This is a genomic window from Vibrio sp. MMH1-50, assembly GCF_022347645.1.
In the GTDB taxonomy this organism is placed as follows: domain Bacteria; phylum Pseudomonadota; class Gammaproteobacteria; order Enterobacterales; family Vibrionaceae; genus Vibrio; species Vibrio harveyi.
Genome location: NZ_JAKRGG010000024.1, coordinates 52,548 through 77,766, shown reverse-complemented (window position 1 = coordinate 77,766; position 25,219 = coordinate 52,548). Strand labels below are relative to the sequence as shown.

The following is a 25,219-nucleotide window of genomic DNA, read 5'->3' as shown; positions in this document are numbered from 1 at the left end:
CGATTCTTGATTTAGACCCACTAAACCTTTAAATCGCCGCCGCGTCTACAAACCAAGTCAGTCTCGCTGAACCTAGCATATCGAGGTTACTTGGGTATATTAGAATTCTATTTGGCAGAAGGGGCAATGTAGATCAAGTAGGTTAACTGACTTAAGTAAAAGTGAGTTTTCAAACATGCTTATCTTTTCTAAAGCATTATAATCAACAGAAAATTATCAAATAGGATTAGATAATATGTTGCTTGAAGATCTGCAAGTCGTGCTCAAAGTCGCTGAGTTTCGGAGTATCACTGGGGCTGCTACAGCCCTCGATATGAGAACAGCAACGGCCAGTGCAGCAGTGAAAAGGGTTGAAGCTTCTTTAGGTGCGGAGCTATTCGTTCGTACTACACGCCATTTACGTTTGTCCAGCGCCGGCGAACGTTACCTTCCTCAATGTGAAAAAGCGCTAGAGATGTTAGAACATGCAAAGCAGAACATGCGTGAGGATCTCGATATCATTGATGGAGAGGTGCGCATTGCTCTCTCTTCCGATTTAGGGCGCAATTTGGTTACGCCATGGTTGGATGAATTCATGGATAGCTACCCAAAAGTCACATTGCGAAGCAACATCAGTGACAGCAACATAGATTTTTACCGTGATTCGGTTGATATGGCGTTGCGTTATGGTGCGCCCACGGATTCCAGTATGTATGGTTTTAAAATCTGTAACGTACCTCGATTATTGTGCGCTACACCCGAGTATCTCAATCTCGCAGGAACACCGAAGCATCCGCAAGATTTAGCTGAGCACAATGGGTTGCTTTATCAGTTGCACGATACGTTGCAAGATGTCTGGGGTTTCTCTGATGGCAGTGCTGAATACAAAGTGAAACTTAAAGGAAACCGAGCTTCGAATGACGGAGACTTAGTTCGACGTTGGTGTGTTTCAGGCAAAGGATTAGCCATTAAATCTTGTCTAGACATGTCGCAGGACTTACTGGATGGCAAGGTAATGAATGTCATGAGTGAATATAAACCGACGCCGACGGAGCTATGGTTAATTTGCCCAAGCCGACAGTCTATAACGCCAACGGTAAGGCTACTTAGAGATCTGTTTAGAGAGAAAACAAAAGCTATTCTGTCTGAATTAGTAAAAGAGAATGTATTAGATAGCGAAGTTTTAAAACTCTAGTCTTAACTCGTCGCCTTTTGTAACCACGAAAGGCGGCTTTTTTGTGTCCATTCGACGAAAATCACGACCTTTATGTTCAAGTTGATAGGTCTGACCGCAATATCGGAAAGTTCTTATTGTGTGTTGTGTTAAAGAGCCCTAGAATCCGCGCGCTTTAGTTTTTGTAATAAGCACAGCCAATGATTTTAATCTCTATCATTGTTTTTAGAACTTTATAGGCGAACTCGTCTGATGACACATTCATGAATAAGCATACTGCACCAAAATTCAAGGCAGAATTTCTGGCTCCTCGCTACTGGGGCACATTGATCATTATCGGCATCATGTACCTTTTTAGTCTCCTCCCATTTCGTGTTCAACTCGCGCTAGGAAGCGGAATTGGTCGTCTTGCTATGCGATTAATGAAAAAGCGACAAGTCACGATCAAACGTAATTTAGAACTATGTTTTCCAGCGATGAGTGAACAAGAGCGTAATGTGATTTTAAAAGATAACATCGACAACGCAGGTATTGCCTTATTCGAAACCGCGATGGCATGGTTCTGGTCGGATAAACGCGTGAACAAACACGTGACAATTGAAGGTATGGAGCACATCGAAGCGCTTGAGAAACAAGGGAAGGGCGTATTAATGCTAGCGGTTCACTCAATGAACTTAGAATTAGGTGCTCGTGCGTTTGGCATCAAAAAATCTGGTTCTGGTGTTTACCGACCAAACAACAACCCCTGTTTTGACTACTTTCAATACAAGGGACGCTCTCGTTCGAATCGTACATTGATCGATCGTAAAAATGTTAAGGGCATGCTCGAAGCACTCAATACTGGTCATCGCGTTTGGTACGCACCGGATCATGACTATGGTACGCGTCGCTCGACGTTTGCACCTTTGTTTGCAGTAAAGCGTGCATGCACTACGACAGGAACAAGCTTGCTCGTCGATTCAACAGACTGCGCAATAGTACCATTTACCATGGTTCGTGGTAGCGATGGTCACTATACATTGACCCTTCGTGCTCCTGTTGAAGGTTTTCCGAAAAATGCCCCAGACCAAGCGGCAGTGTTTGTAAACAAGATCGTAGAACAATCGATCATGGCATGCCCGAGTCAATATATGTGGTTGCACCGTCGTTTTAAGACACGCCCTGATGGTGAATGCTGTTTGTATAAACCTCAACTTGCAACCGCAATGTGAACACCAAGCCCAGACGTTTGTTCTGGGCTTTCTTTTATCTGTTGATTCATTTCCATAGGCTTGTTTGCCACAATATGGATATTCTGGCTTTAAGGACGTTTATGATGAGATTGTTTTTTGCAATGACGTTTGACGATGCAAGTAAGTCAAAGCTCAAACTGATTCAAGATAAGCTGAAGCAAAAGGGAATAGAAGGGCGTTATACCCGAAAAGACAACTTCCATATTACTTTGGCGTTTATTGGTGAATCGACCAACGAGGAAACTCAGCAACTCACAAAGATTCTCCACACAGTCACGCCTTCTTGCGATCAGATTGTCGTCGATCATCTCGGCACGTTCCATCAAAGTGGTAGACAGTTAGCTTGGCTAGGCATCAAGAACAATCCCGCCATAGCAGAACGACAAAATACATTAATAGAAACTCTAGAGCATCATGGGTTTGTGACAGAGTCACGCACGTACGTCCCCCACATTACATTAGCTCGACATGTCGAAAAACAAGCCCCTTTGGATGAGGTTCTTATTTCACCGCTAACAATACCAATTTACTCCATCGCATTGATGGAAAGTAAAACGATAGAGGGGCAATTGAGCTATCAAGTTATCGAAGAAGTCGCTTGTTCATCTTCTTGATGATGTTTATGTTATTAAAACGGTCAGCAATGGAGTAAGGAGGTAAGTAATGGAAATACTCGACTATCAAATGGATGATGCTTCGATACACGCACTAAAGCGCATTGTAGGATTAGAATGCAAGTTAATGACAAGTATTGATAATACGAGCCTTGAATCAGATCCGGTGACAAGCTTATCTCCATTGTTTTTTCAGATGCCTACTGGTTTTGTTGAGCTGACAAACGAATGGCACACAAGCCCCCAAGGTCATGACTTTCATTTGCCAGTAGCAAGGTTTGTCGATGAGCTGAATCCACAAGAGGTAAAGCTGACACAGCTTGAAGGCGTGAGGTTTTGTGAAGAAGCTAAAGTGATCGAGTGTATCGACGTCATTCGATTACGCAGCCGTAAAGCAGTAAAAGAAAATTTGGCTGATAAAGCGTTTGTCCCTTCTTCAGAAGTTGTTATCTACGACTATGGGCTCAACATTATGTTTGTTGATGGCACTTGTATTGCAGTAAAAACGGAAGATGATTCGATCTTGGGTGAGTGGCTTATTTCTAATGAAGCAATTGAGCCGTATCACCTTGAAGATGTTTACCAAGAAACATTAGAAATTCGTAGCCGGATAAGAGCTTAATTGGAGGGAGCAGCACGCGTTGCTCTCTTATTCAATCACGATCATGGAAAATAACCACTAATACTCATAAAAGTTTGGAGGCTACGTGAGTTTACTTGCTGTCTTTTTTCGCTAAATTATCAGCTAACTTACCTGCAGTAATCTGAAATGCGGCAAGGTCGTCGTCCGACACATCTAGCGTCATCTTTTGAAAGATCTTGGCGTCGACCGTTTTGATCTTCGCTAACACATCATTGCCTTTCTCGGTGGTTAATAAACATTGGCTGCGCTTATCGTCTGGGTTTGGTGTTTTCTCAATAAAGCCTTCTTCAATCAATGTCTTAATTAAGCGTGTAACCTGCGCTTTATCTCTATTTAAGAAGTTCACTACATCCATTGCTGTGCAAGGTGACTGCTTGCTGATGATTTTTATAACGCGCACATGCATAGGTGCGATAGGGAGTTCTAGTTGCTCTATTTGCTCGTGCAGTTGACGCTTCAAAGCGTGTACGAGTTGGAATAGATTATCCAGCGATTTTGGATTCGACATGTAACACTCCAAGTGAAAGTGATTGACATTATCAACTAAATAACTATAGTTGACATTATCAACTTAATTGAAAGCAACTTCAAGAGCTAGAATTGAATAACAGAATCCTTAGCAATGGTGTTGATGACCATAACATCCGTGACCATCAAACCAAAGATTGAACGCTTTTTAACAAGCTGATGAATTTTGATTGGAGAAATGAGATGAGAAAAGACAACTGCTACCGCATCACCATTGAAGAAGTAAATGTTGAAGAAGGGTGTGAAGCAAGAAGCTTGAGTTTTGAAGTTCAAGATCGTGAAGACATGCTAAACATTGTTGAGAAGCTTAATCAGGGCAGTGGATTAGAGCCAACTGATGCGACTCGTGTTGGTGTAGCGCTTCGCCTGCTGGGACCCGTGATGATGAAAGATCGTAAACATCCGTTGTTTATTGACTTTATGCCGCACTTTAGAAATTTCATGCAAAACTTGAAAAGCACAGTGAAGCGTCAACAGGCTCAATGATCGATTTAACTGTGTTTTATACCCAAGTCATTCTCGTTGAACCAAGCATCTCGAGGTTATTTGGGGATAAATTTAAAACTAATAAAAAGGCTGGTATTTCACCAGCCTTTTTGGTTTTTCAAAAGCAAATCTTACTTACCAAGATAACGGCTTTCTAAGTGTGCTTTAAAGTGTTTCGCGTTTAATACATCGCCTGTAGCTTGGCTTACCAAGTCGTCAGTAGACAACAAGCTACCTTTACTCCAGATGTTATCAGATAGCCAAGTGAAGATTGGGGATAGATCTCCAGAGCGAATCGCTCCATCTACATCAACCGTTTGCTTCATTGCAGCCATGAATTGAGCAGCATACATTGCACCGAGCGTGTAGGAAGGGAAGTAACCAAAGGCACCGTCCGTCCAGTGGATGTCTTGCATACAGCCATTCTTGAAGTTACCTTCTGTTGACAGACCTAAGTAAGCCTTCATCTTCTCATTCCACAGTTCTGGAACGTCAGTGTGCTTAATAACTCCATTCATGAGATCGCGTTCAATTTCGTAACGCAAGATAACGTGAGCAGGATAAGTCAGTTCATCAGCATCGACACGGATGAAACCTTTCTCCACGTGAGTGTAGATTTTCGACAAGTTGTCTTGAGCAAACTCAGGACCTTCGAAATGGTTAGAAGCCAGACGAGCAAGGTGCTCAACAAAGGCTTGGCTGCGACCCACTTGCATCTCGAAGAACAGAGATTGAGATTCGTGGATGCCCATTGAACGAGCTTCACCAGCCGTAGTGCCTGCTAATGATTTTGGCAGACCTTGCTCGTAACGCGCGTGACCTGTTTCATGTACGATACCCATCAATGATTGCACGAACTCTTTTTCGTCGTAGCGAGTGGTAATACGAACGTCAGTAGGAACGCCACCACAGAATGGGTGAACACTTTCATCAAGACGACCATGTTTGAAGTCAAATTGAAGCAGCTTCATGACTTCCAGCCCCAATGCTTTTTGTTTTTCAGCCGGGTAATGACCGTTCGGAAGCAGGATGTTGTTGGCTTTTTGCTTCTCGATGGCTTCATCAATCATTGATGGTAACCATGTTTTTACGTCCGTAAACAACACGTCTAGAGACGCGGATGTTGTGCCTGGTTCGTACAGCTCCAGCATGGCATCGTAAGGTGATGTGCCAGCAGCTTCTGCACGAATTTGAGCTTCTTCTTGAGACAGTTTAACGACTTCTGCCCAGTTTTTTTCGAAACCAGTCCAGTCATCATTCCCACGTTGGCTACGCCACGCATGTTCACACTTAGAACCTGCGAGAGATTGCGCTTGTACTAAAGATTCAGGCAGTAGATTCGCTTGCTGCCAATCGCGTTTCATTTCACGCAGTACGGCTTGATCTTGCGTTGATAATGACTCTTCTTCTGCTTGTGCAAATAGATCACCTAAATGAGGTTGAGTCATAAGAGAGTGAATGTGGACATTAAGTTCTGCCATTGCATTAGAACGGGCTTCCGCACCGCCTGATGGCATAACGGCAGCTTGGTCCCACCCTACGATGGAGGCTAAGTGACCAAAGTTAGAGACTTTTTTTGAATGTTCGACGAGTTTTTGAAATGCGCTCATGTGACTACTCTTTGTTATGTTCTTTCCTTAAACGCCCCAAGCGGGGTCCTTGAACGTACTGTTCGAATCCCTCAGCACCGATGCAGAAAAAGTGCCGCATCAAGAGAATGCCGATAGAGAAGTGTTGCTAATTTACTATTTATTAACAAACAATGCAGGTCTATTGTGCACAAATTCAGACACTTGTACACCTAACCAAAAGGAGCGTTGAGAAACAAAGCTAGAGTCAGCGATGGCTAATGTTCTTGAGTTTCTTGCCTAAGAGGGCGGCTGAATTTTTGAATGGCTTCCTTGCGACAGCTAACGTTGAGTTTTTTGTAAAGCTTGTAAACATGGGTTTTTACCGTGCTCTCCGCAACAAACAGGGCGTCAGCAATTTCTAAATTTGATTGTCCCTGAACAATACGATCGAGGATTTGTTTTTCTCTTTTCGTTAATGTGTTGCTGATTTCTTGAGAGCTGATGGCATAAGGTCTGAAATGAATCAGCATTTTTGCCATCAGTTTTCGAGGTAACCATAATTCGCCACTTAAGACGGCATCGATACAGCGAGTTAAATGCTCTATTGGCGAATCTTCATAAAGTACGCCTTTGAGATTGAGACAAGAAAAAAGCCGAAGATCAGAGCCCGTTTTCGGTACGTCATAAACCACTAAGTCGGTGTTTTTTGTTTTGAGTGAGATGTAGTCAGACAGTGGTCTTTCTTCCAATAAATAGTTAGAAATCAGAACAACGTTGTAGCTGGACAAGTTAATTTCTTCGTCTAAGCAATGGATGCTTTTACGGGTAAGTTTGTTTTGGGGGTTCTTTTCCAACTCTCGGCGAATAAACTGGTTTTGAATACAGTTTTCACCAATAAGAAGGATGTTAGATTCTAATTCATTCCTACGCGTCCCCATATTCATAACTAGCCCCTATATAATAGTTTTGTACTAATAATATTGATAATGTAATCACCTTAGTCTAGGGGTATAGTGCTCGCCACTTTTCTCTGTTTCAACTTTGCGACTGCCTAAGGTTGTTGCGAAAGCTTAGGTTCAATTGAGATCTGGAGCACATCGTTGTAGGTACCTCCCGGTTTATTTAGCGTATCGCCGATGATAAATTTCATGTTTTTGGCGTGTCCCTTAGATGGCGTATTTTCGCTGACTCTAGCTCTCGCCTGATCTAGGTTAATTTGCTTAGAATCCAGATACATATCGTAGCTAATGTCCCATTGGGTGTCCGCAGATTTGTGTCGGAGCGCACCTCGGTTTGTTGATTCAAAAACCAAGTTATATCCGGCGTTACTTTGAATCCAAAGTTTGGGCGCGGATGTAACTACTTTATTGGATTGGAGTATCCCCATATCCAATTCGTAATGCTGTTGAGTCAAACCATAAAACTGTATTTTGGCCATCGGCAAAACAGTGACTGCGATATTTGTCACAGCTGGTAAAACATATTCGTTATTGAGCAGTTGTTCGGTTAATACTGTCGCTTCGAGCTTGCCTTGATAAATACCTGAGGCGAGCCATTGTTGAGCCGGATAACGTATTTGAAAGGTGATATCAGCGTTATTCTCTGTTAAGACGACATGCCATTGATTACCTTTTTGGTAACCGTTCCCGCCTTGCCATTCGAAAATTAGCTGGGCATTGGCTTCTCCTTTTAAAAAAGAGTCACCATCATCAATCTCTAACTTGACCGGAATTTGGCATTGTTCGCCTTCAATATTCGCGCGCAGTCGATATGTCGAAATGAGTGTGTATGCACCAGAGGCAAACACATCATAGCGTGCTTGCGTAGAAGCAGGTTCGACACTTAAGTTACTCATTGAGCAAAGAGAACCCGCTAATGCTGGGGGAGCAAGCAATATTAGAGTGATAAAAGGTTTAATCCACATAAAGCTCTCCTAATCTGATTAAAACATTGCTGCGTTCATCTAAAGTGATCACCACAGTCTGTTTTTCTTTTGTGTCGAGTGTGAGTTGGTATTGACCGGGGCGTAAGCCGGAGATTGCAAACAAGCCATTTCGATTAGTAAAGAATTCGATGGGCTGTTGGGTTTCGCTACCCAAATAAGTCGCTACGCCAGCAATGAGTGGGATAGGGCTGCCAGTATGTCGATCGAGTAATGTTCCCATTACGGTTAACACAGAATCTGAGCCAATCTTGAGTTGGTAACCGCGTTTGTAGCCAGGATTCAGCCAAAATGCCCCGTCACCTAAATCGTAACCGGGCGGTAGGTTCTCTACGTCATAACTGATCAATTGAGGGTTGTAGGCAACCAAGTCCGGTATCAATACATTGGATGCGCTATGGCTATATACGCGGGCGTTTTCACCGTCTAGAGTTGGATCGATATCAACATTGTTTTCTTCCAAGCTTGGGTGCTTAGACACCACTGCAAACGCTTCACGGACTGGGCGTCCAACTGTGATTGAGGAACCAGCAAAGGCAATCGCACTACTGACTTCTACACGCGTACTGTGGTTTCTTATATCTTCGTTCAAACTCTCCATACGCGTAGCGTGGTCAGCGATAACTTGAAAGCGGTTGGCAGAATAGTTAACGCCAAGATCAATGTCAGCGTCGCTGTCTCGGCTGGTAACAACAGAAGCATAGCCTGACATGCCCCCAGTATTACCTACATTATTTTGATAAGTGAGGTCTAGTGCTGCTTGATCGACCTCACTGTTGTAGCGGCTGACTAATCGTGTCGAATCGCTTAATGGCCAGCTTAACGTGAGAGACGTATTCCATTCATCTGAACCGATGTCGTTGTTCTGATAGTTGACCCTTGCGCTCCATGTCGCTGGTGTCGAGAAGAAGGAACCGGACAGGCTAGGACTAATTGACCAATAATTCGCAGTATCTTCAGTGCCAGAGCGGTAATTGACCGTCATAGCTGCACGCAAATCGTCATTAATATAAAACGCACCAAACGCCGAGGCATAGTGAGTGGTTTGGTTGAGAGGAGAGTCGATGGTGTCGTAGCTTTCTACGCCCGCGAAGTTTTCCGATTGGTATTCATAGAAAACACTTAATTGTGGTTGCCAAGGGTTGTCATCATCAAATTCTGCATCGAAAGCGATGCGAAATGCTTGCCCAGAATCGAGAGTGGGATGATGGCTTTGAGAGGCGGACAGTTCGGTGACACCTAGTGAGCTTGCAATTAAAGCCGTCCCACCATATTGGTACAGGTCTTCACGTTTTTGACCGTTTACGCCTAGCGTAAGCCATGGCAATACACCAACATCAAGATAACCATGTATCAATTTTTGATCGGTTTGATAATCGAGCTCGTTGTTATTGACCTCTGACGGCACGCCCGCCATTAAACTGTACTCAAACTCTCCGCTGTTAAGAAGGTCATTCCCCGTTGCGACAGAAAATTGAATTCTTTCGGTTTGCCCAGAAGAGTCGGTGATCACCAATTCGACATCGTTAGTACCTTGTGCGAGAGGGATATCACTCAAGTTATAGCTGCCTGCGCCCAGTGTCAGCCTCTGAACGACAATGCCATCGATAACAACGTCGACATTCGACGTGCGTTGCAATGTAAAAGACTGATTGGCTTTAGGGCGCACGTTTCGAGTAGGAATTAAAGTAAAGTCACGTGTGATGCCGATTCCAAGGATGTCGGTACCATCTTGAAAGCTCTTGCCAGAGTTAAACATATCACCCAATACAAGGCGCGTTCCTTGTGAAGGAAAATCATAGTTTAAGCGCGTGCCTTGGCGGTAATAATCTGAGTCTTGAGACGATCCATTTTCAAAGGTGGCTTCGTATTCAAGGTTTGCCGAACCTGCGTTTAAGCCCGATTCAAATCTTGTACTGTAAATACTTTGTCGGTCATTTTGCTCTGCTATGGTCTGAGTTTCATTCGCCGATGCGGTGACATTGACATAACCACTGAAAAAGCTGGGTTCAGAATAATTAAAATGTTCATTGTCTTCAGCTAACGATATTTGTCGCGTGACGCTCAACTCGTTAGGAACTGAAATGATGCATTCTAGGGTGGATAAATCAAAGGTAAGCCCAAGCCCGGCACGTCGAAAGTCTTCTTGAGATAAGGTCTCTGAATGGGCGTCTCGTAATTTCTCTAAGGCTGACTCGGCGACAGATGACGAAAGTAGGGCGATGGTACTGTCTTTCGGTAAGCGAATCTCGTCATCAGCGGTAATGGTGACTTGTGCCTGACCCAAGACGCTGTCACTGATTTTTAAAAGAGAGGATAGCTCGATATCTCGACCTGTTGGATTAAGCACAACCTCGCGTGCCCAACTGATGTTGATTTGAGCGATACATAAAATCGTTAATAAAATGAATAGGAGCCAAACAGCACTGCTCCGACGCTCATTGCTCTCTTCCATGATATTTTCCTACTGGGATTGCTTTCCGTGAACGCAGGGTGAAGGTAGAAAATGGTGGCAAAAATTGGTCACCGACTTGTTGTTGGAGCGAGTAATTTTCTGTCGCTGTTAACGGCTCAAAATACAGTAGTCGAGAGTAGGTAAAGCGTTCGCCAGTATTACGAATAACCAATTGTCCGGCATCAGACACTTCCAAGGTGACGTCAGGTTGTTGGTTGTTGGAGTACACATGAAGCAGTGCGTTATAATGCACTTTAATTTTGACTCCGCTCTGCTGCATAGGCAAAGTTCTACTTTGTCCATTAGCACCCGTTAAATGAGCTTGTGTAAACCGTATAAAGTAGCTAGAGGATGTCTTTTGTACAGAAGGATCAAGCCATTGAATACGAAATACTTGCTTTGAGTTCGGTGCTAACATTGCTGCTGGTGGAAAAACCAAAAGTGCGTCGCTATTTAAAGCTTTGGTTTCATATTGACCATTTTTCTTAAATACTAGCTGATGAATACTTACTTCTAGCGGCATTTTTTCTGTTGAATTATTTGTCACTATGATCTGTGATGTTGTATTTCTATCTGTGTTCAATTCAAATACAGTCGGTGAAATAATGATTGCATTACAAAAACCACTAAATAATAACAAGATTAGACATGTTATAGATTGATAGAACATGTTATTTATCCTGTTCTATTTCTATCGACAAATCTGACACGTCAAACCCTTTCAATGGTTTCATTTCAAAAAATCGTGTTGAATGAGGAAGTACAAGTGTGCCTGCGATTAACTTACTGATATCTAAGCCTTTTAGGTATTTAGAATTACTGCCATCCGTTAAATGCCAATTAGTATTCGTTAGCCTGCCATAACTATTACCATTATTCTCTACTTCAACAATCCATTTACTTCCTTTTTGTTTGACACTTTTTATATCTAAGTTTGCCGATGTATTTTTGGGCTTAACATTAATTAGTGTATTGAATTGAAGTAATAACCCCATCTTAGCGCTTTGTTCTTCGCCACGGGCTACTTCAACCTGCTTAATGGAGACACGGTATGCTTTTGATTCAGAGATTGAAGGATCACCCAAATAACGAATCATGACCGATTGAGAGCGACCTGGCTCTATGATTGCGGTTACTGGAATAACGAGCAATTCATCGTCTGCGGGTTTTGTTGTTTCTACACCTTGCTCATCCATGGTCATTGAAAAAGGATAGAGCTCAACAGTTAGGGGTACTCGGGATGTATTGTCGATACGCATCGACATTTGGGCTCGATTGCCTATGGGTTCAATCTCAGCAACCATAGGTTCAACCTTGTATGCGTTAGCGTAAGAACAAAATAAAAATGTTGCGACTAGGATAATCCATCGAGTCATGTTGAGCTCCATCAATGTCAGCTTGGTATGGCTGTGTAGAAAGGGAGGCTATACGCTTAGCCTCCCGGAGGGGAACTTAGTTAGAAGTCACGTTAACGGTTAGCGTATCTGAGTAGCCACCCGCCCATGTTGCCACTTCTGTTGTTTGTACAGTCAATGTCGCATCAACACCAGATGCTAGACCCGAAGAACCTGGGTATGACAGCTCACTAGAGACATCGTTTAAACCCGGACCACCAGGTGCATTTAGATCAAATGATGGAAGACCTGTAGGCGCAAAAGTTGCGGTATAAGTTAGCGCGAAATCTTCGTCATCATCCGATTCAAGACCACCTTCAGAACTGGTCAAAGAAACGGTTGCACCATCGACATCGTTACATTTCATATCCAGATCGATAGAAACAGTTTGTTCTTGTGTTACATCACCAAAGTCGAGCAATTGAGTAGCAAGCCCTGATACTTCACATACTGGAGAAACATAACCCACTAATTGAACATCACCCGGACCTGCGTGAACTTGCGAACCGAAAATTGCTGTAACAGCCGCTGCACAAATCGTAAGTTTTTTCATAAAAAGATTCCTTTAACTTGAGAGATAACATACATGTTTAGCCCAAATCCCACCGAGCTAGCCTTTCTCTGTATCGAATACAGAACTCCTAGTTGATGACGCTGTTAATTGAGGGGAATACATCAATTTCAATCACGTCTTCGTAATAGCCTGCGTATAGCAAGCGGTCTTCTAGTGTTATTCTAATTTCTCCTAGTGCCGAGAAAGGAATAACACCTGAACTGTCAAAGCGTTTTTCAGAGAGCAAATCAATGCTTTTTACTTCTTCATGAATATTTGCTTTGTTAATGTTGATTTCAAATAAATACTCGAATGGTGGAATATCATCTCTTTTATCCAATTTTAGTCCGCCATTTTTTGAATATACGCTTACGCCGAGTGGTTGGTTGCAATATATGTCCAATGGTAGTGTTTTTATATTGCTGTCTGACAAGTCGATTTTCTGACCTGACGTGAAATTTATCTCACATCGGTCTTCTAATTTGCCAACAAGATTCATCGTTAAGGTATTTGCGTTACTAAATAGTGGCGCAAATATAAATAACCAAATTGCGATCATCAGGCAGCAATGAAAAAGAAGCATATATCCCATTTGCACACCAACTTTCGTTTATTTTGTGTTGTTGAAATAAACTATAATTCCTGATGGAAATAGAAGAGTAGTAAAGGAGGTTGATCGTTTTTATAAAAGTTGTAGAAATAGTAGTAACTCTCTTTATATAAGAAAGACCTTATGCTCAAGTAACCTCGAGATGCTTTGTTTAGCGAGAATGACTTGGTTTGTAGACGCTACGTTGTTTTCCTTGACCTCGAATCAATGACAACGTTTTGAGCCCTGCATCTTAAAATCATTTGTGTGTATGCTTATTAAGTGCTTTTATGCGTATGGCTTTGTACGTTATGTGATTTTCAACGATGTTGATCACAAAAGTTGCTTGCGAATTGCGTGGATTGACGGTATTGATGGGTAATGCACAATCACTCACTACAAGAATATGGATATTTTGAATTTTGAGGCGTTCCTCATTGCCATCACTATTTTGACGCTTACACCGGGATTGGACACAGCTTTGGTGATTCGTAACACCAGTCGTGCAGGTCTTAAAGATGGTTGTACGACAAGTTTAGGTATTTGTTTCGGTCTGTTTGTTCATGCATTTTTCTCTGCTGTAGGCATCTCTGCTGTTTTAGCTCAATCCGCTGAACTATTTCAAATGGTGAAAATGGTGGGGGCTGCTTATTTGATCTGGCTTGGATTAAGTAGTTTGAGAGCGTTAATGAAATCGAATGGCGGCATTGCTGTCTCTGAACAGACCCACCAAGCGTATAGCGGTAAACGCTCTTTCCGTGAAGGCTTCTTATCCAATGTGCTTAATCCAAAAACGGCAGTGTTCTATTTGGCGTTTTTACCTCAGTTTGTTAACCCAGAAGGTTCTCCATTAATGCAATCTATGCTTATGGCGTCTATTCACTTTATGATTGCGATGGTTTGGCAATGTGGTCTGGCTGGTGCATTAAATTCCGCGAAAAGCTTGTTAAAAAATGCAAGTTTTATGAAATGGATGGAAGGGGCAACTGGAGCGGTACTGGTTGCACTTGGTGTAAAATTACTTGTAGAAAAACCAGTCTAATGCACTCACTTGTTCGAATTCTAATTATCCTGATCGCTTTTATTGCGGCGCTTGCTGGTATTGTGGCTTGGAAAACCATACCTCAACTTCACTTTGTTGAAAAAGGCATGCAATGGAACTGGCATTGGTCTTACTTCGAACCATTTTCTAATGGTATTCAAACCACACGTACTCAAGATACTAAACAGCTTTTATTAAGGCGCGTCTATTTGCAAGATTCCACCGTCGTCTTTGTCGGTACGACCTTAGACAACAAGTTCGAAATTGATGTAGTAAATCAAGCGTCTTGTGAGCCAAAGAGCAGTAAATGGGTGTCAGTTTCAGTCAATGGTCAGCCGATGTCGCATGTACCAATGGTGTGCGAGAAGACCGGTGAAACGTACATCTATCGATTTATCGGCAATAAGCTAAGAACGCTTGAGTTTGGTATTGACGATAGCTTTATTCGTGAAGATTTTACATTATGGCCGATTTCAGAGATAAAAACAGATCAGTTCAAACAGCAGCACTCTGCATTTTTCAATAAGAAAGATGGTGGTGAAGATCATCAATGGCTCAGAGATTGATGCGCTATACCTAAGTATCTAGGAGTGACCTGGGTATAAATACAATATGATGAAATGAGAAAGAGACAAGTCGATCGGCTTGTCTCTTTTTTTATAGCCAAGCATCGCGATGTTATAGGGGTATATCAAATCATGGCTAGTTTCTCTCGACAGACCTGCAACGGTTTTGATTGAACGAAGTACTAACAAATCAGAAAGGACTCCCTCGATTTAAGTAGTTAAACGCTTCATTCAGGACTCACTTTTTTTCCACACCTCCACTGATAATTTATATATCAAGCATCAATAAATAAGAGCGTTAATCGTTTGCTGTACTTCTGGTTAATGCCTTAGTAAACACTAAAGGCTTGTGTGTTCCTGTCAGTGGTGACTTGTCGGAGGAACGGTTACACAAGTCATTTGGTTCATCGGAAATGAGATAACTAAATGAAAAAAAGATCCGTACTAATTCCTTTATTTCTTTTATCAAGCGCTGCTCATGCAGCGAGCGATTACGTTGTTGGTCAACTGATTCCTGAAAAAAGTGTTGTGGTAAAAAGTGAAGTCGTCGGCGTGGTGGATTCTTATCGTTACGATAACGGTGACTCTGTGACTCAAGGGCAGGAGCTATTGTCTCTGTCCTCAGAAGATTATGCATTGAGTTTGGACTTAGCACGTAACGAGTTAGAGGTGAGTCGTGCCGAGTTAGATATTCAAGAAAAGCAATTAAAGCGTTATCAATCCTTGCTGACCAGTAATGGCGTCTCGGCAAGTGACGTGGACAACCAAATTCGTGTAACCAACATTGGTCGAGCTCAATTCAACGTAAGTAATACACACTACAAAATCGCCGCAAGAACGCTTGATAAAGCCTCTCCGGATGCACCTTTTGATGGGGTGATTACTAATCGCTCTGTTGAGTTAGGGCAGTTTGTTTCGGTGGGTGATGCGCTTTTTACCATTGCAGATATGGAACGATTGAAAGTACGTTTTCACCTGTTAGAGATTGATTTCAACAAGTTCAGTAAAGGCGAGAAGGTTAAGGTCGAAGTGCCTTCTGTTGAGCAGACGTTGGACGGCACCATCACTTTACTTTCTCCTGCTTTCCAAAACAGTGAGCCGGGCTTCCTTGTTGAAGTGACGGTAGATAACGCCAACGGCGAGCTTAATCCGGGCATGGAATCGTACGTGTATTTCAATGATCAGGAGGCACTGTGAATTTCTTCTTAGATTTGCTCTCTCATCGAAAGTTTGCGTCTAAAATCCTGACCATTTTGATCATCAGCATTGGTGCCCTTACTGCCTACAATCTTCCCCTTGCTGAGAAGCCTCGATTTGACTTAGGAAAAGGCGATATCGTCACGGTTTATCCTGGTGCCAGTGCGAAAGATATTGAAAGTAACATCACCAGTAAAATTGAGAAAGAATTGCTGCCTATTTCTGGATTGAAAGAGTTTACCTCTACGTCGGAAACGGGCGTGTCAAACATCAGTGTGGTGTTGGATAGCAATGTCTCTGATCCGAATGCCGTTTACCAAGACATTCGAGATGCACTGGCAAGGGTAACGGATTTACCCGCTGGTGTGACCGAAGCGCCAACGCTGTCGATCAAAAAATCGTACAGCTTGGATTTCATGGTGGTCGGTATTTCTGGTGATGTTGGTTATAAAGCACTGCGAGATAAAGCCAAAGACCTAGAGTTGGCTTTGAGACGGGTCGAAGGGATTGGTGAAGTTTACACCGTCGATTTGCGTGCGCCAGAGTTCTTAATCCAACTCGAACCGATTTCTTTGAGACGTTATGGTTTAACGTTGGATCAAGTGGCGGCATTGATTGCAGAGCGTAATACGCTGATCAGCGGTGGTCGTCTGGAAACGTTAAAGAACAACCCAGAACTGATGACCTCTGCCGAGCTGGATAGCATTGAAGAGCTGCGTGAAATGTTCATCTCATTCAGCCCGAATATTCAACTTAAAGACGTTGCAGGTCTCATTGAGGATGGGTTTGAAAAAGGCGAGGTTTATGGCTCAATCAACGGTAATAAGAGTATTCTTTTTGACTTAAGAACTAATGAAAGCGCGGACGTTATTAGCACCTCTAACGCGGTGAAAACTTTGATTGCAAATCAGCAAAAACTGCTCGGTGACAAATACACTATCGCCATCGGTTCTGATTTGTCTGAAGACATCCAAGAGAAAGCGCGCATAGTGCAAGACAACGGCTTGGTTGGACTTGGCTTGGTGCTGATCACGTTGGCGCTTTTCCTTGATAGACGCATTGCATTTTGGGTCGCGGTTTCTATTCCCGTATGTATCTTCGGCACGCTGGCTTTGCTGCCTCCTTTCGGGCAGATTCTGGATGTGTTCACTATGTCCGCCTTAATTTTGATTGTCGGAATTATTGTCGATGATGCCGTGGTGGTGAGCGATAAAATCGTGGCACTAGTTGAAGAAGGTTATCCGGTTGATAAGGCGGTCTCGCAAGGTGTGAAGAGTGTATTCCCAGCGGTCCTAGCAAGCATTTTATCGACCATGATTGCCTTCATACCTTTGCTCTTCTTACCGGGAAACAGCGGTAAATTGGTTTATGTAATTCCGCTTACGGTCATTATTGCGTTGTGCTTTTCGTTTATCGACGCGCTGTTCTTTATTCCTGCCCATTTAAAAGGCATTTTGAGTAAGAAGAGTCAGGTAAAGAAAAAGCCATTTTTAGATTTAAGCGCACTGAATCGTTTAATTGAACTTGTCATTCGAAACAGCAAAGTAGCGCTGCCATGTATTACCGTAGTGATTCTGACTTTAGGAGCGATTTCATATAAGAGTTTGAGCTTCTTGTTCTTCCCAACAGACGGCGCGTATTTGATAGAAATCAGTGCTGAATCGAATCCAGAGTTAGATTTGGATGACGTCTGGAAAGAAACACAACAACTCGAAGCGCTGATCAAAAGCACTGAAGAGGTGAATTATTGGTACGGTGAAGTGAGCTCACCAAATAGCTATTGGGTGATTTCATTAACACCACCAAACAGCCGAACAAGAACCGCAGAGCAAATCGTCGAAGAGTGGGAAGAGAAAGCAACGCAAATTACAGGGTTGGCTCAAATTGAGTTCGATATTGATGGCGGCGGTCCTCCGGTAGGACGTCCAGTGGACTTGCGTGTCGTTGGCGGTACGGATGAAGGGCGAGAAAAGCTTGCTAATGATTTGACGGCGTACATTGAATCATTGGAAGGGACGAGCCGAGTACGACGTGATTTAAATGCACCAGCACCACAGATTCAAGCTGAGCTGCAACATCACTGGCTCAAGTACTACGGCATCAGTGCCACCAAAGTCGGGGATATCATTAAGTTTGCGATTGACGGTCAACGCGTGACGCGGATCTTTAATGGTGAAGAAGAAGTGTACTTCCGAGTCGCTTTAGAAGAAGACGACAAATCCTTAAAAGAACTGGATAACATTTTGGTTCGCGCCAGCAATAACAAGCTGGTGCCATTAAGTGAGCTGGTTCGATGGAGAAATGCCGATGCAGAAGCACAAATCAAACACTTTAATGGAGAGCGAGTGATTCGTGTCTCGTCAGGTGTCGATTCGACCGTGACTGATCCGGTTGCCGTTTTTGCTGCGGTTCAAGAAGCCTTTGCCAATAAAGAATACGGCGGTGCCTCTATTATTGCGACAGGGCAGATCTTAGAAACACAAGAAGCGCAGCAAGGCTTTGTCATCGCGATTAGTGTGGCGTTTATTGGCATTGCGTTGCTTCTGATTCTTCTTTTTGACCGAATGCGCGAAACCTTAATTGTGTTGACAGTGATTCCTTTTGGCATCGCTGGTGCGCTGTTTATTCTGTTCTTACATAATCAGGTGCTGAGCTTTTTCTCCATCATCGGGATGATTGCCTTGATTGGTATTATGGTGAACAACAGCTTGGTGCTGATTTGGCACTTCAAAGAACACGAAGCGGAATGTAACGATACCAACTTGCTGGAGTTTGTAATTCGTGGAACGCAAAGCCGAGTAAGACCAATCACCTTAACCACAATCACAACCGTTGCAGGTCTTATCCCGCTTGCGTACGGCTTGGGTGGCTACGATAACTACATGTCGCCGATGGCGCTGGTGGTTGGTTGGGGCTGCGTGATCTCAATGATCGTCACGCTTACCGTGATCCCATCCATTTACCTATGGACACACAGGAAAGGGAATGAAAGTGCATCCGCAGTCAATGACAACAGCGAGGAGAGAACCCTAGCGACCGACTAAGTACTATTGAAATACCGGACAGCCCGCAGTTAAATTCTGCGGGCTTTTTGGTTGGGCTAAAACTAAAGTCGAACACGGTTCATAATTGCTTACCGATCAATGCCTTTTGCTGCGTGGTGATAATTCTCAGGATGTGATCTTAAACGTTATCAGTTTGTTAACGATTGCTATACTTACCAAGCCATAAACAAAGGAAAAAATAAGGACGTTCAATGTTAAAGCTCAAGCAAATTGCTGTCGCGGCTTCTCTGGCTGCACTAAGTACAAGTTTTTCAGTTTCTGCTAAAGATACGTTCGTAACCATTGGTACGGGCGGTGTAACTGGCGTGTACTACCCGACGGGTGGTGCAATTTGTCGTTTGGTGAACAAATCACGTGCTGATCATGGCATCCGTTGTTCAGTAGAAAGTACCGGTGGTTCTATCTACAACATCAATACCATTCGCGCAGGTGAGTTGGATTTAGGTATCGCGCAGTCGGACTGGCAATACCATGCTTATAACGGTACGAGCAAGTTTGAAGATAAAGGACCATTCAAAGAGCTTCGTGCGGTGTTCTCTGTACACCCAGAACCGTTCACCGTTGTGGCTCGTAAAGACGCTAACATCAACACGTTTGATGACCTAAAAGGCAAACGAGTGAACATTGGTAACCCAGGTTCTGGTCAGCGCGGCACCATGGAAGTGCTAATGAAAGAGTACGGTTGGACGAATGACGATTTCAAACTGGTGTCTGAGTTAAAAGCATCAGAGCAGTCTAAAGCACTGTGTGATAACAAGATCGACGCGATGATCTACACCGTAGGTCACCCAAGTGGTGCGATTAAAGAGGCGACTACGTCATGTGACAGCAACATCGTAACGGTAGCCGGCCCACAAGTTGAGAAGTTGGTTTCTGATAACAGCTTCTACCGTATTGCAAACGTACCAGGTGGTATGTACCGCGGTTCAGAAAGTGATGTACAAACCTTTGGTGTAGGTGCGACGTTTGTTTCTTCAACGGCCGTGCCAGACGAAGTAGTTTACAACGTAGTGAAAGCGGTATTCGAAAACTTTGATGATTTCCGCCGTCTACACCCAGCATTCGCCAACTTGAAGAAAGAAGAAATGGTGAAAGATGGTCTATCTGCGCCGCTTCATCCAGGTGCTGAGAAGTACTACAAAGAAGTGGGTTTGATTAAGTAATTTCCACTTAGAACTAATAAAAACGCCATCGTAGTTTGCGATGGCGTTTTTGTTTGTGAGCAATGAGCGCTTGGCTTTGGTTATATCGTGGTATTGAGTTAGGCATAGACATCTACGAAAAAGTAAATGGTAATCGCGATAGAAGAGAGGGCAACGAAGCCTTTTACATGACTAGGATTCAACCGGCGAGATACACGCGCTGCCAAGTAGCCGCCAACCAATGTGCCAACCATTACAACGCTGCCTTTGGTCCAATCGATCGAACCGTTAGCAACAAAGATCACGATGGCAATCAGAGAAACACAGGTCGAAACCAGCAGCTTAAGCCCGTTCATTAAGTTGATGTCTTGGTGTCCTGCAACCACTAAATAACTCAAGACGATCACGCCTAGCCCCGCGTTAAAGAAACCACCGTAAGCAGAAACTCCAACTAAAAGCAGGCTCAAAGCGATTACGCCTAAAATGCCAGCGTGTTTGGTTTCTTTGGTCAGAGACTTAATCAACGCAGTCATGCGAGAGCCAGTTAAAAAGAGTACGGTTGCGAATAACAGTAGCCATGGAATCGCTTCAAGAAAAACAGATTCTGGCGTATTCAGCAGAAGATAAGCACCGACAGCGCCACCAATCAAACTGAAAGAGATAGTGAAAGCCAGCTCTTGCTTGTTCTTCATGATTTCTTCGCGAAAGCCGATTGCACCACTGATGTAACCTGCGCAAGAAGCATAAGTATTCGTCGCGTTCGCCATGATGGGAGGCACGCCAACCGCCATTAATGCAGGGAAGGTAATGAAGCTACCACCACCGGCGACGGAGTTCATGATCCCACCAACGACGCCCGCAGCAAACAAGAGAGCAAATTCCAGCAGCATAAAAAGTCCTTTTTTGTTCTTATAGTTTTTGTTTCTGAACGATTAACACTACGCAACTCACCCAAAGAAATAAAGTAGCGATTAGTCCAAGAAAAAAGCCACCGCAGAGGGTGGCTTGGTTTCAAAGGTCTATCTTGAGGGATAGATAGAATGCTTATTGCTCAACTTTCACTGGTTGCGCTTTAAGCTTTTGAAAGAGTTTTACAAACAGTGGGCTGCCAAGTACCAATACTGCAAGCACTGTGAATGTCAGTGTGATTGGGCGTTCCCATAAGAAGCTCAGTTCACCGTCGGAAATCATCAATGCACGACGCAGGTTCTCTTCCATTAATCCACCAAGGATAAAGCCAAGCAACAGCGGTGCGAGAGGGAAGTTTGCTAACCTTAGTGCGATGGCAGCCATTGCCACAAGTAGCATCACAAACACGTCCATGGTGTTGAAAGAAACCAGATACACACCCGTAATGGAGAAGAACAGAATCATCGGCAACAACACGGTTCTTGGTACTGCTAACAACTTCGAGATGTATGGGATCAGCGGTAGGTTAAGAATCACCAACACAATGTTGCCGAAGTACATGGAGATAATTACCGACCAGAACACATCTGGATGTTCAACAAACAGACGAGGACCTGGTTGAATACCGTAAGCGATTAACGCTCCTAGCATGATTGCGGTTGTACCAGAGCCCGGAATACCAAGGGTCAAAAGAGGAACGAAAGAACCACTTGATGCTGCGTTGTTCGCTGACTCCGGAGCCACCAAACCTCGAATGCTGCCTTTACCAAACTGCTCTTTTTTATCCTTTGGAGCAAGGTTACGTTCCATGCCGTAGCTTAAGAAGGCGGCGATGGTTGCACCTGCGCCCGGAAGAACACCAGTAAAGAATCCAAGGATTGAAGAGCGAATAGAAACAGGCGCTACTTCTTTGATTTCTTCCTTGGTGACTTTCATCGAGCCAATGTTGCTCAGCTTATCTTGTTCCTCATCACGCGTATCTTCAGAAGGCTTCAAAATACCCATCAACGTTTCACCAAGCGCAAAGGTCGCCATCGCCAACAATAGGAAGCTAAAGCCATCCATCAAATCCGTTAGACCAAAGGTGAAGCGTTCGACACCGACGCCTTTATCAATGCCGACTGTAGACAACATCAAGCCTAGAATGGTCATCATCCATGCTTTTATTACTTGTCCTTTGCCAGCGAACGCAGCCACTGCGGATAAGCCAAGAAGCATTAGCGCAAAGTAGTCAGAAGATTGGAAGCTTAACGAGACGTTGGCCAATGCTGGTGCCGCCACAAGTAGCATTATTGCTGAAAGCGTGCCACCAGTGAAAGAAGAGTAAGCCGCCAGTGCAAGTGCTTTACCTGCTTGTCCTTTCTGCGCCATTGGGTAGCCATCAAACGCGGTAACTACGGTTGAAGAACAACCCGGTGCGTTGATAAGAATAGAGGAAGTTGAACCACCAAATACCGCACCATAGTAAACACCTGCCATCAGAATCAGACCCGAAGATGGATCCAAACCATAGGTGATAGGAATCATCAGAGCGATGGCAGAAATAGGACCAAGCCCCGGTAGCATGCCGATAAACGTACCAACAAAACAGCCAACAATCACCATCATGATGTTCATTGGCATCACGGCGGTCGATAAACCTTGTAGAATTCCATCTAACATAATTCAGTCCTTTCTTTTGACTACCAGATGGTGAAAATCAGACCAGGCTCAAGGTAGATATCCAGACCTTGAGTGAGCAACAAGTAAAACGCGATAACGAACGGGAATGAGGCTCCAAACAACACCGATTTACGTCGTTCGCCAAGAAGGTAAAAGCCCGCAAGCAGGAAGAATCCTGTCGCTAATACAAAGCCGATGTAAGTCAAACCCAGACCATAAAGCGCCATCAAAACTAAAAAGGCGATAAGCAATTTCCAGTTGAATGACATCACAGCGCCGCTTTGTTTATCGGGCTGACCACTGACCAATAGCATTAGCGCTAAACCAATCCCGACGTAGGTCAGAATGGTCGGTAAAGTGCGAGCCGTGAAGGGTTCGTATTCATCCCCGGGAAAGAGAGGGATTTGCGTAGTTTGGTAGCCATAGCATAGGCAAAACAACAAAAAGATCATCGCGCCAACACGATCGCGGCACAGCAAATTCTCTTTGGTAAAAATATTGGTTGAATGAGACATATCCAACTCCTAGAACAACAGGAAAAGACCGTATATGGGCGTTAATGAAGAAGGACCAAGTCATTAACAATTAAGCGCATCGCTGCTAGTCGAGTTACTTAGTGTTTACCAATCAATAAACAAAGGAGTTTTTACTTGTCGAATATCGACAATGCCCATATACGGTGAAATTAGAGTGCAAATACAACGGGGCTAGGGATAGCTAACCCCACAAACTCGGATGGGGGTTATTACTTTTTAAGGAAACCTAATTCGCGCATTAGATCGCCCATTTGCTGCTCTTGCTCTTCTAGGAACGCGAAGAACTCTTTATCCGCTTTGTAGTTGTCAATCCAACCATTGCGGTCACGAACAACTTGCCATTCGTCCGTTTTGTACATTTTGGTCAGAGCTGCGTTCCATTCGTCGAGCTTGGCTTGGCTTGTGCCAGGAGCGGCAAAGAAGCCACGCCAGTTCGCGAACACAGTCTCATTGCCATATTCTTTCAGGGTAGGGATGTTTGGTGCAGCGTCTAGACGTTTTGGTGCCGTAATCGCCAGTACTTTTACCTGACCAGATTTCGACATCTCTAATACTTCGCCAAGACCGGTTGAAAGCAATTGTGTTTCGCCAGACAGAAGCGCTGCCATTGCTTTGCCGCCAGCGTCATACGCGATGTAGCGAACTTTACGCGCGTCAAAACCTTCGCCTTTAAATGCAGCTGCGACGACAAGGTGATCCATCGAGCCACGAGCAGAACCGCCGGCGATTTTTACTTTACGTGGGTTAGATTCGAAATCTTTGACCACATCTTCCCATGTGTTGTACTTCGAATCCGCGGAAGTCACGATAGCGCCGTAATCAGCAATCGTCGCAGCTACTGGCGTGAGATCTCGAAAAGATTGCGGGAAGATACCCGTCAGTGAACGAACAACGATTGGGGTTGAGTTCACCATCAACGTATCAGGTTGGCGCTCAGCGGTTTCGATGAGGTGTGCAATGGCTTTACCACCACCGCCACCAGAGAGGTTTTGGAAAGAGACATTTTCAACGATGTCGGATTTAACCAGTACATCACCTGTACCACGAGCCGTCATATCCCAGCCACCACCAGCACCACCAGGGATTAGAAAGTGGATTTTTTCAACATCAGCAGCAAAAGCGTGGAAAGAAAATGAGGCTGCAATGATGGATGCGGCGAGCGTTGGTTTGAGTACCTTTAACATGTTTCACGTTCCTTATGTTGGTGACTCTCTTGTTTTGAAGAGTCTTATTATTTGTTCTCCTAGCAAGGTAGGGTGACTCGCTAGTGATGAGTTAAAGGTTAATAAGGTGTTAACGTGATGTCTCTAATGCGTAGATAAAGAGAATATTGAGCATAAACGACGTTTTGTTCATAAAGTTCACGCAAATATACTCATCAAAGAATGTGGTGAAAGACTAGGTTGGTCACATCAATGGAGTGTCTAAAACCGCCATAATGATGGAGGTTGAATAGGGAGGAATAGAGATGAAAGGAACATGTTTATGTGGCGCTATTGAAGTGACCGCACCTCAACACAATGAAGTGAGCTTTTGTCATTGCGATATGTGTCGAAAGTGGTCAAGTGGACCTCTGCATGCGGTGCATTGTGGTCCCGGTGTGACATTTAACGGTGCTGAGCCTAAACGCTATCAATCATCCCAATGGGCAGTACGAGGTTTTTGTGGTGAATGCGGCACGAATATCTATTACCACTTGTTGGCAACAGATGAATATATTCTTTCTGCGGGATTATTTAATGAGCCAGATTTCAAATTAAGCTTAGAGATCTTCACTGATGAGAAGCCCGCATACTATGATCTGCAACCACACAGCAAGAAAATGACAGCTCAAGAAGTTTTTGACCAATACGCGCCAGAAGAGTAGATAAAATGAAGTTTCTCTGGTTAAAGGTTTTACTGACAGTAGCGGTATTTGCAGGTTTATTTTTGATTGTCTA

24 protein-coding genes are annotated in these 25,219 nt (G+C 43.8%); 11 read left to right on the top strand and 13 right to left on the bottom strand.

Going from position 1 to position 25,219, the window contains the following annotated elements:
* The first annotated feature begins 235 nt into the window (after window positions 1–235).
* The 4 genes from MHO32_RS17010 to MHO32_RS16995 all read left to right on the top strand — a co-directional run bounded on the left by MHO32_RS17010 (window position 236) and on the right by MHO32_RS16995 (window position 3,621).
* The gene (locus tag MHO32_RS17010; RefSeq protein ID WP_017819450.1) at window positions 236–1,174 is read left to right on the top strand and encodes a LysR family transcriptional regulator; all 939 of its coding nucleotides are present in this window, start codon (window positions 236–238) and stop codon (window positions 1,172–1,174) included.
* Window positions 1,175–1,416: 242 nt separating this feature from the next.
* Window positions 1,417–2,364 (top strand): LpxL/LpxP family Kdo(2)-lipid IV(A) lauroyl/palmitoleoyl acyltransferase, encoded by a 948-nt coding sequence (locus MHO32_RS17005; protein WP_239213113.1) that lies wholly within the window; start codon window positions 1,417–1,419, stop codon window positions 2,362–2,364.
* Between the two features lie 104 nt (window positions 2,365–2,468).
* Entirely contained in the window at window positions 2,469–2,999 is a 531-nt protein-coding gene (gene thpR, locus MHO32_RS17000) for an RNA 2',3'-cyclic phosphodiesterase (RefSeq protein WP_336246162.1), read from the top strand.
* A 49-nt stretch (window positions 3,000–3,048) separates the two neighbouring features.
* Window positions 3,049–3,621, top strand: coding sequence for a hypothetical protein (locus MHO32_RS16995; RefSeq protein WP_038899146.1), 573 nt, complete (start codon window positions 3,049–3,051; stop codon window positions 3,619–3,621).
* A 91-nt stretch (window positions 3,622–3,712) separates the two neighbouring features.
* On the opposite strand, the gene MHO32_RS16990 is transcribed toward MHO32_RS16995, so the two are convergent.
* Entirely contained in the window at window positions 3,713–4,150 is a 438-nt protein-coding gene (locus MHO32_RS16990; protein ID WP_017188109.1) for a MarR family winged helix-turn-helix transcriptional regulator, read from the bottom strand.
* 203 nt (window positions 4,151–4,353) lie between these two features.
* Here MHO32_RS16990 and MHO32_RS16985 point away from each other — a divergent pair, with 203 nt between their 5' ends.
* On the top strand, window positions 4,354–4,656 hold the full coding sequence (locus MHO32_RS16985; RefSeq protein ID WP_005451880.1) for a DUF3861 domain-containing protein: 303 nt from the start codon (window positions 4,354–4,356) through the stop codon (window positions 4,654–4,656).
* 131 nt (window positions 4,657–4,787) lie between these two features.
* Here MHO32_RS16985 and MHO32_RS16980 read toward each other — a convergent pair whose 3' ends face one another.
* The 8 genes from MHO32_RS16980 to MHO32_RS16945 all read right to left on the bottom strand — a co-directional run bounded on the left by MHO32_RS16980 (window position 4,788) and on the right by MHO32_RS16945 (window position 13,163).
* A complete protein-coding gene (locus MHO32_RS16980) occupies window positions 4,788–6,266 on the bottom strand; it encodes a carboxypeptidase M32 (protein ID WP_239213109.1) in 1,479 nt (492 codons plus the stop codon).
* 236 nt (window positions 6,267–6,502) lie between these two features.
* Window positions 6,503–7,171, bottom strand: a complete 669-nt coding sequence (locus tag MHO32_RS16975; RefSeq protein WP_005451883.1) for a response regulator transcription factor — start codon at window positions 7,169–7,171, stop codon at window positions 6,503–6,505.
* 107 nt (window positions 7,172–7,278) lie between these two features.
* Window positions 7,279–8,151 (bottom strand): hypothetical protein, encoded by an 873-nt coding sequence (locus tag MHO32_RS16970; protein ID WP_050938277.1) that lies wholly within the window; start codon window positions 8,149–8,151, stop codon window positions 7,279–7,281.
* Entirely contained in the window at window positions 8,141–10,624 is a 2,484-nt protein-coding gene (locus MHO32_RS16965; protein WP_239213107.1) for a fimbria/pilus outer membrane usher protein, read from the bottom strand. The genes MHO32_RS16970 and MHO32_RS16965 overlap by 11 nt, the downstream gene beginning before the upstream one ends.
* On the bottom strand, window positions 10,608–11,294 hold the full coding sequence (locus MHO32_RS16960) for a fimbria/pilus periplasmic chaperone (RefSeq protein ID WP_005451886.1): 687 nt from the start codon (window positions 11,292–11,294) through the stop codon (window positions 10,608–10,610). Before MHO32_RS16960 ends, MHO32_RS16965 begins: the two co-directional genes overlap by 17 nt.
* Window position 11,295: 1 nt before the next feature.
* On the bottom strand, window positions 11,296–12,000 hold the full coding sequence (locus tag MHO32_RS16955) for a molecular chaperone (RefSeq protein WP_005451887.1): 705 nt from the start codon (window positions 11,998–12,000) through the stop codon (window positions 11,296–11,298).
* 76 nt (window positions 12,001–12,076) lie between these two features.
* Window positions 12,077–12,571, bottom strand: a complete 495-nt coding sequence (locus MHO32_RS16950) for a hypothetical protein (RefSeq protein ID WP_005451888.1) — start codon at window positions 12,569–12,571, stop codon at window positions 12,077–12,079.
* A gap of 88 nt (window positions 12,572–12,659) precedes the next feature.
* Window positions 12,660–13,163: a hypothetical protein gene (locus tag MHO32_RS16945; protein ID WP_223295806.1), complete on the bottom strand. Its 504-nt coding sequence runs from the start codon at window positions 13,161–13,163 to the stop codon at window positions 12,660–12,662.
* A gap of 403 nt (window positions 13,164–13,566) precedes the next feature.
* Here MHO32_RS16945 and MHO32_RS16940 point away from each other — a divergent pair, with 403 nt between their 5' ends.
* The 5 genes from MHO32_RS16940 (at window position 13,567) to MHO32_RS16920 (ending at window position 20,193) form a co-directional block, all read left to right on the top strand.
* Window positions 13,567–14,202: a LysE family translocator gene (locus MHO32_RS16940; protein WP_009696973.1), complete on the top strand. Its 636-nt coding sequence runs from the start codon at window positions 13,567–13,569 to the stop codon at window positions 14,200–14,202.
* Window positions 14,202–14,768 (top strand): threonine transporter RhtB, encoded by a 567-nt coding sequence (locus MHO32_RS16935; protein ID WP_239213105.1) that lies wholly within the window; start codon window positions 14,202–14,204, stop codon window positions 14,766–14,768. Before MHO32_RS16940 ends, MHO32_RS16935 begins: the two co-directional genes overlap by 1 nt.
* Window positions 14,769–15,194: 426 nt before the next feature.
* Window positions 15,195–15,965: an efflux RND transporter periplasmic adaptor subunit gene (locus tag MHO32_RS16930; protein WP_239213103.1), complete on the top strand. Its 771-nt coding sequence runs from the start codon at window positions 15,195–15,197 to the stop codon at window positions 15,963–15,965.
* Entirely contained in the window at window positions 15,962–19,009 is a 3,048-nt protein-coding gene (locus MHO32_RS16925) for an efflux RND transporter permease subunit (protein WP_239213101.1), read from the top strand. Before MHO32_RS16930 ends, MHO32_RS16925 begins: the two co-directional genes overlap by 4 nt.
* A 212-nt stretch (window positions 19,010–19,221) precedes the next feature.
* Window positions 19,222–20,193 carry a TAXI family TRAP transporter solute-binding subunit gene (locus tag MHO32_RS16920; protein ID WP_114092833.1) on the top strand — a complete coding sequence of 324 codons (972 nt, stop codon included), beginning with the start codon at window positions 19,222–19,224 and terminating at the stop codon, window positions 20,191–20,193.
* Window positions 20,194–20,291: 98 nt separating this feature from the next.
* Here MHO32_RS16920 and MHO32_RS16915 read toward each other — a convergent pair whose 3' ends face one another.
* The 4 genes from MHO32_RS16915 to MHO32_RS16900 form a co-directional block, all read right to left on the bottom strand.
* Window positions 20,292–21,062: a sulfite exporter TauE/SafE family protein gene (locus MHO32_RS16915; RefSeq protein WP_239213091.1), complete on the bottom strand. Its 771-nt coding sequence runs from the start codon at window positions 21,060–21,062 to the stop codon at window positions 20,292–20,294.
* 154 nt (window positions 21,063–21,216) lie between these two features.
* Window positions 21,217–22,743: a tripartite tricarboxylate transporter permease gene (locus MHO32_RS16910; RefSeq protein WP_005451899.1), complete on the bottom strand. Its 1,527-nt coding sequence runs from the start codon at window positions 22,741–22,743 to the stop codon at window positions 21,217–21,219.
* A gap of 20 nt (window positions 22,744–22,763) precedes the next feature.
* Window positions 22,764–23,258, bottom strand: coding sequence for a tripartite tricarboxylate transporter TctB family protein (locus tag MHO32_RS16905; RefSeq protein WP_239213089.1), 495 nt, complete (start codon window positions 23,256–23,258; stop codon window positions 22,764–22,766).
* Between the two features lie 230 nt (window positions 23,259–23,488).
* The gene (locus tag MHO32_RS16900) at window positions 23,489–24,463 is read right to left on the bottom strand and encodes a tripartite tricarboxylate transporter substrate binding protein (protein ID WP_009696966.1); all 975 of its coding nucleotides are present in this window, start codon (window positions 24,461–24,463) and stop codon (window positions 23,489–23,491) included.
* 284 nt (window positions 24,464–24,747) lie between these two features.
* On the opposite strand from MHO32_RS16900, the gene MHO32_RS16895 reads away from it, so the two are divergent.
* The gene (locus tag MHO32_RS16895; RefSeq protein ID WP_005451902.1) at window positions 24,748–25,146 is read left to right on the top strand and encodes a GFA family protein; all 399 of its coding nucleotides are present in this window, start codon (window positions 24,748–24,750) and stop codon (window positions 25,144–25,146) included.
* Window positions 25,147–25,219: the final 73 nt, after the last annotated feature.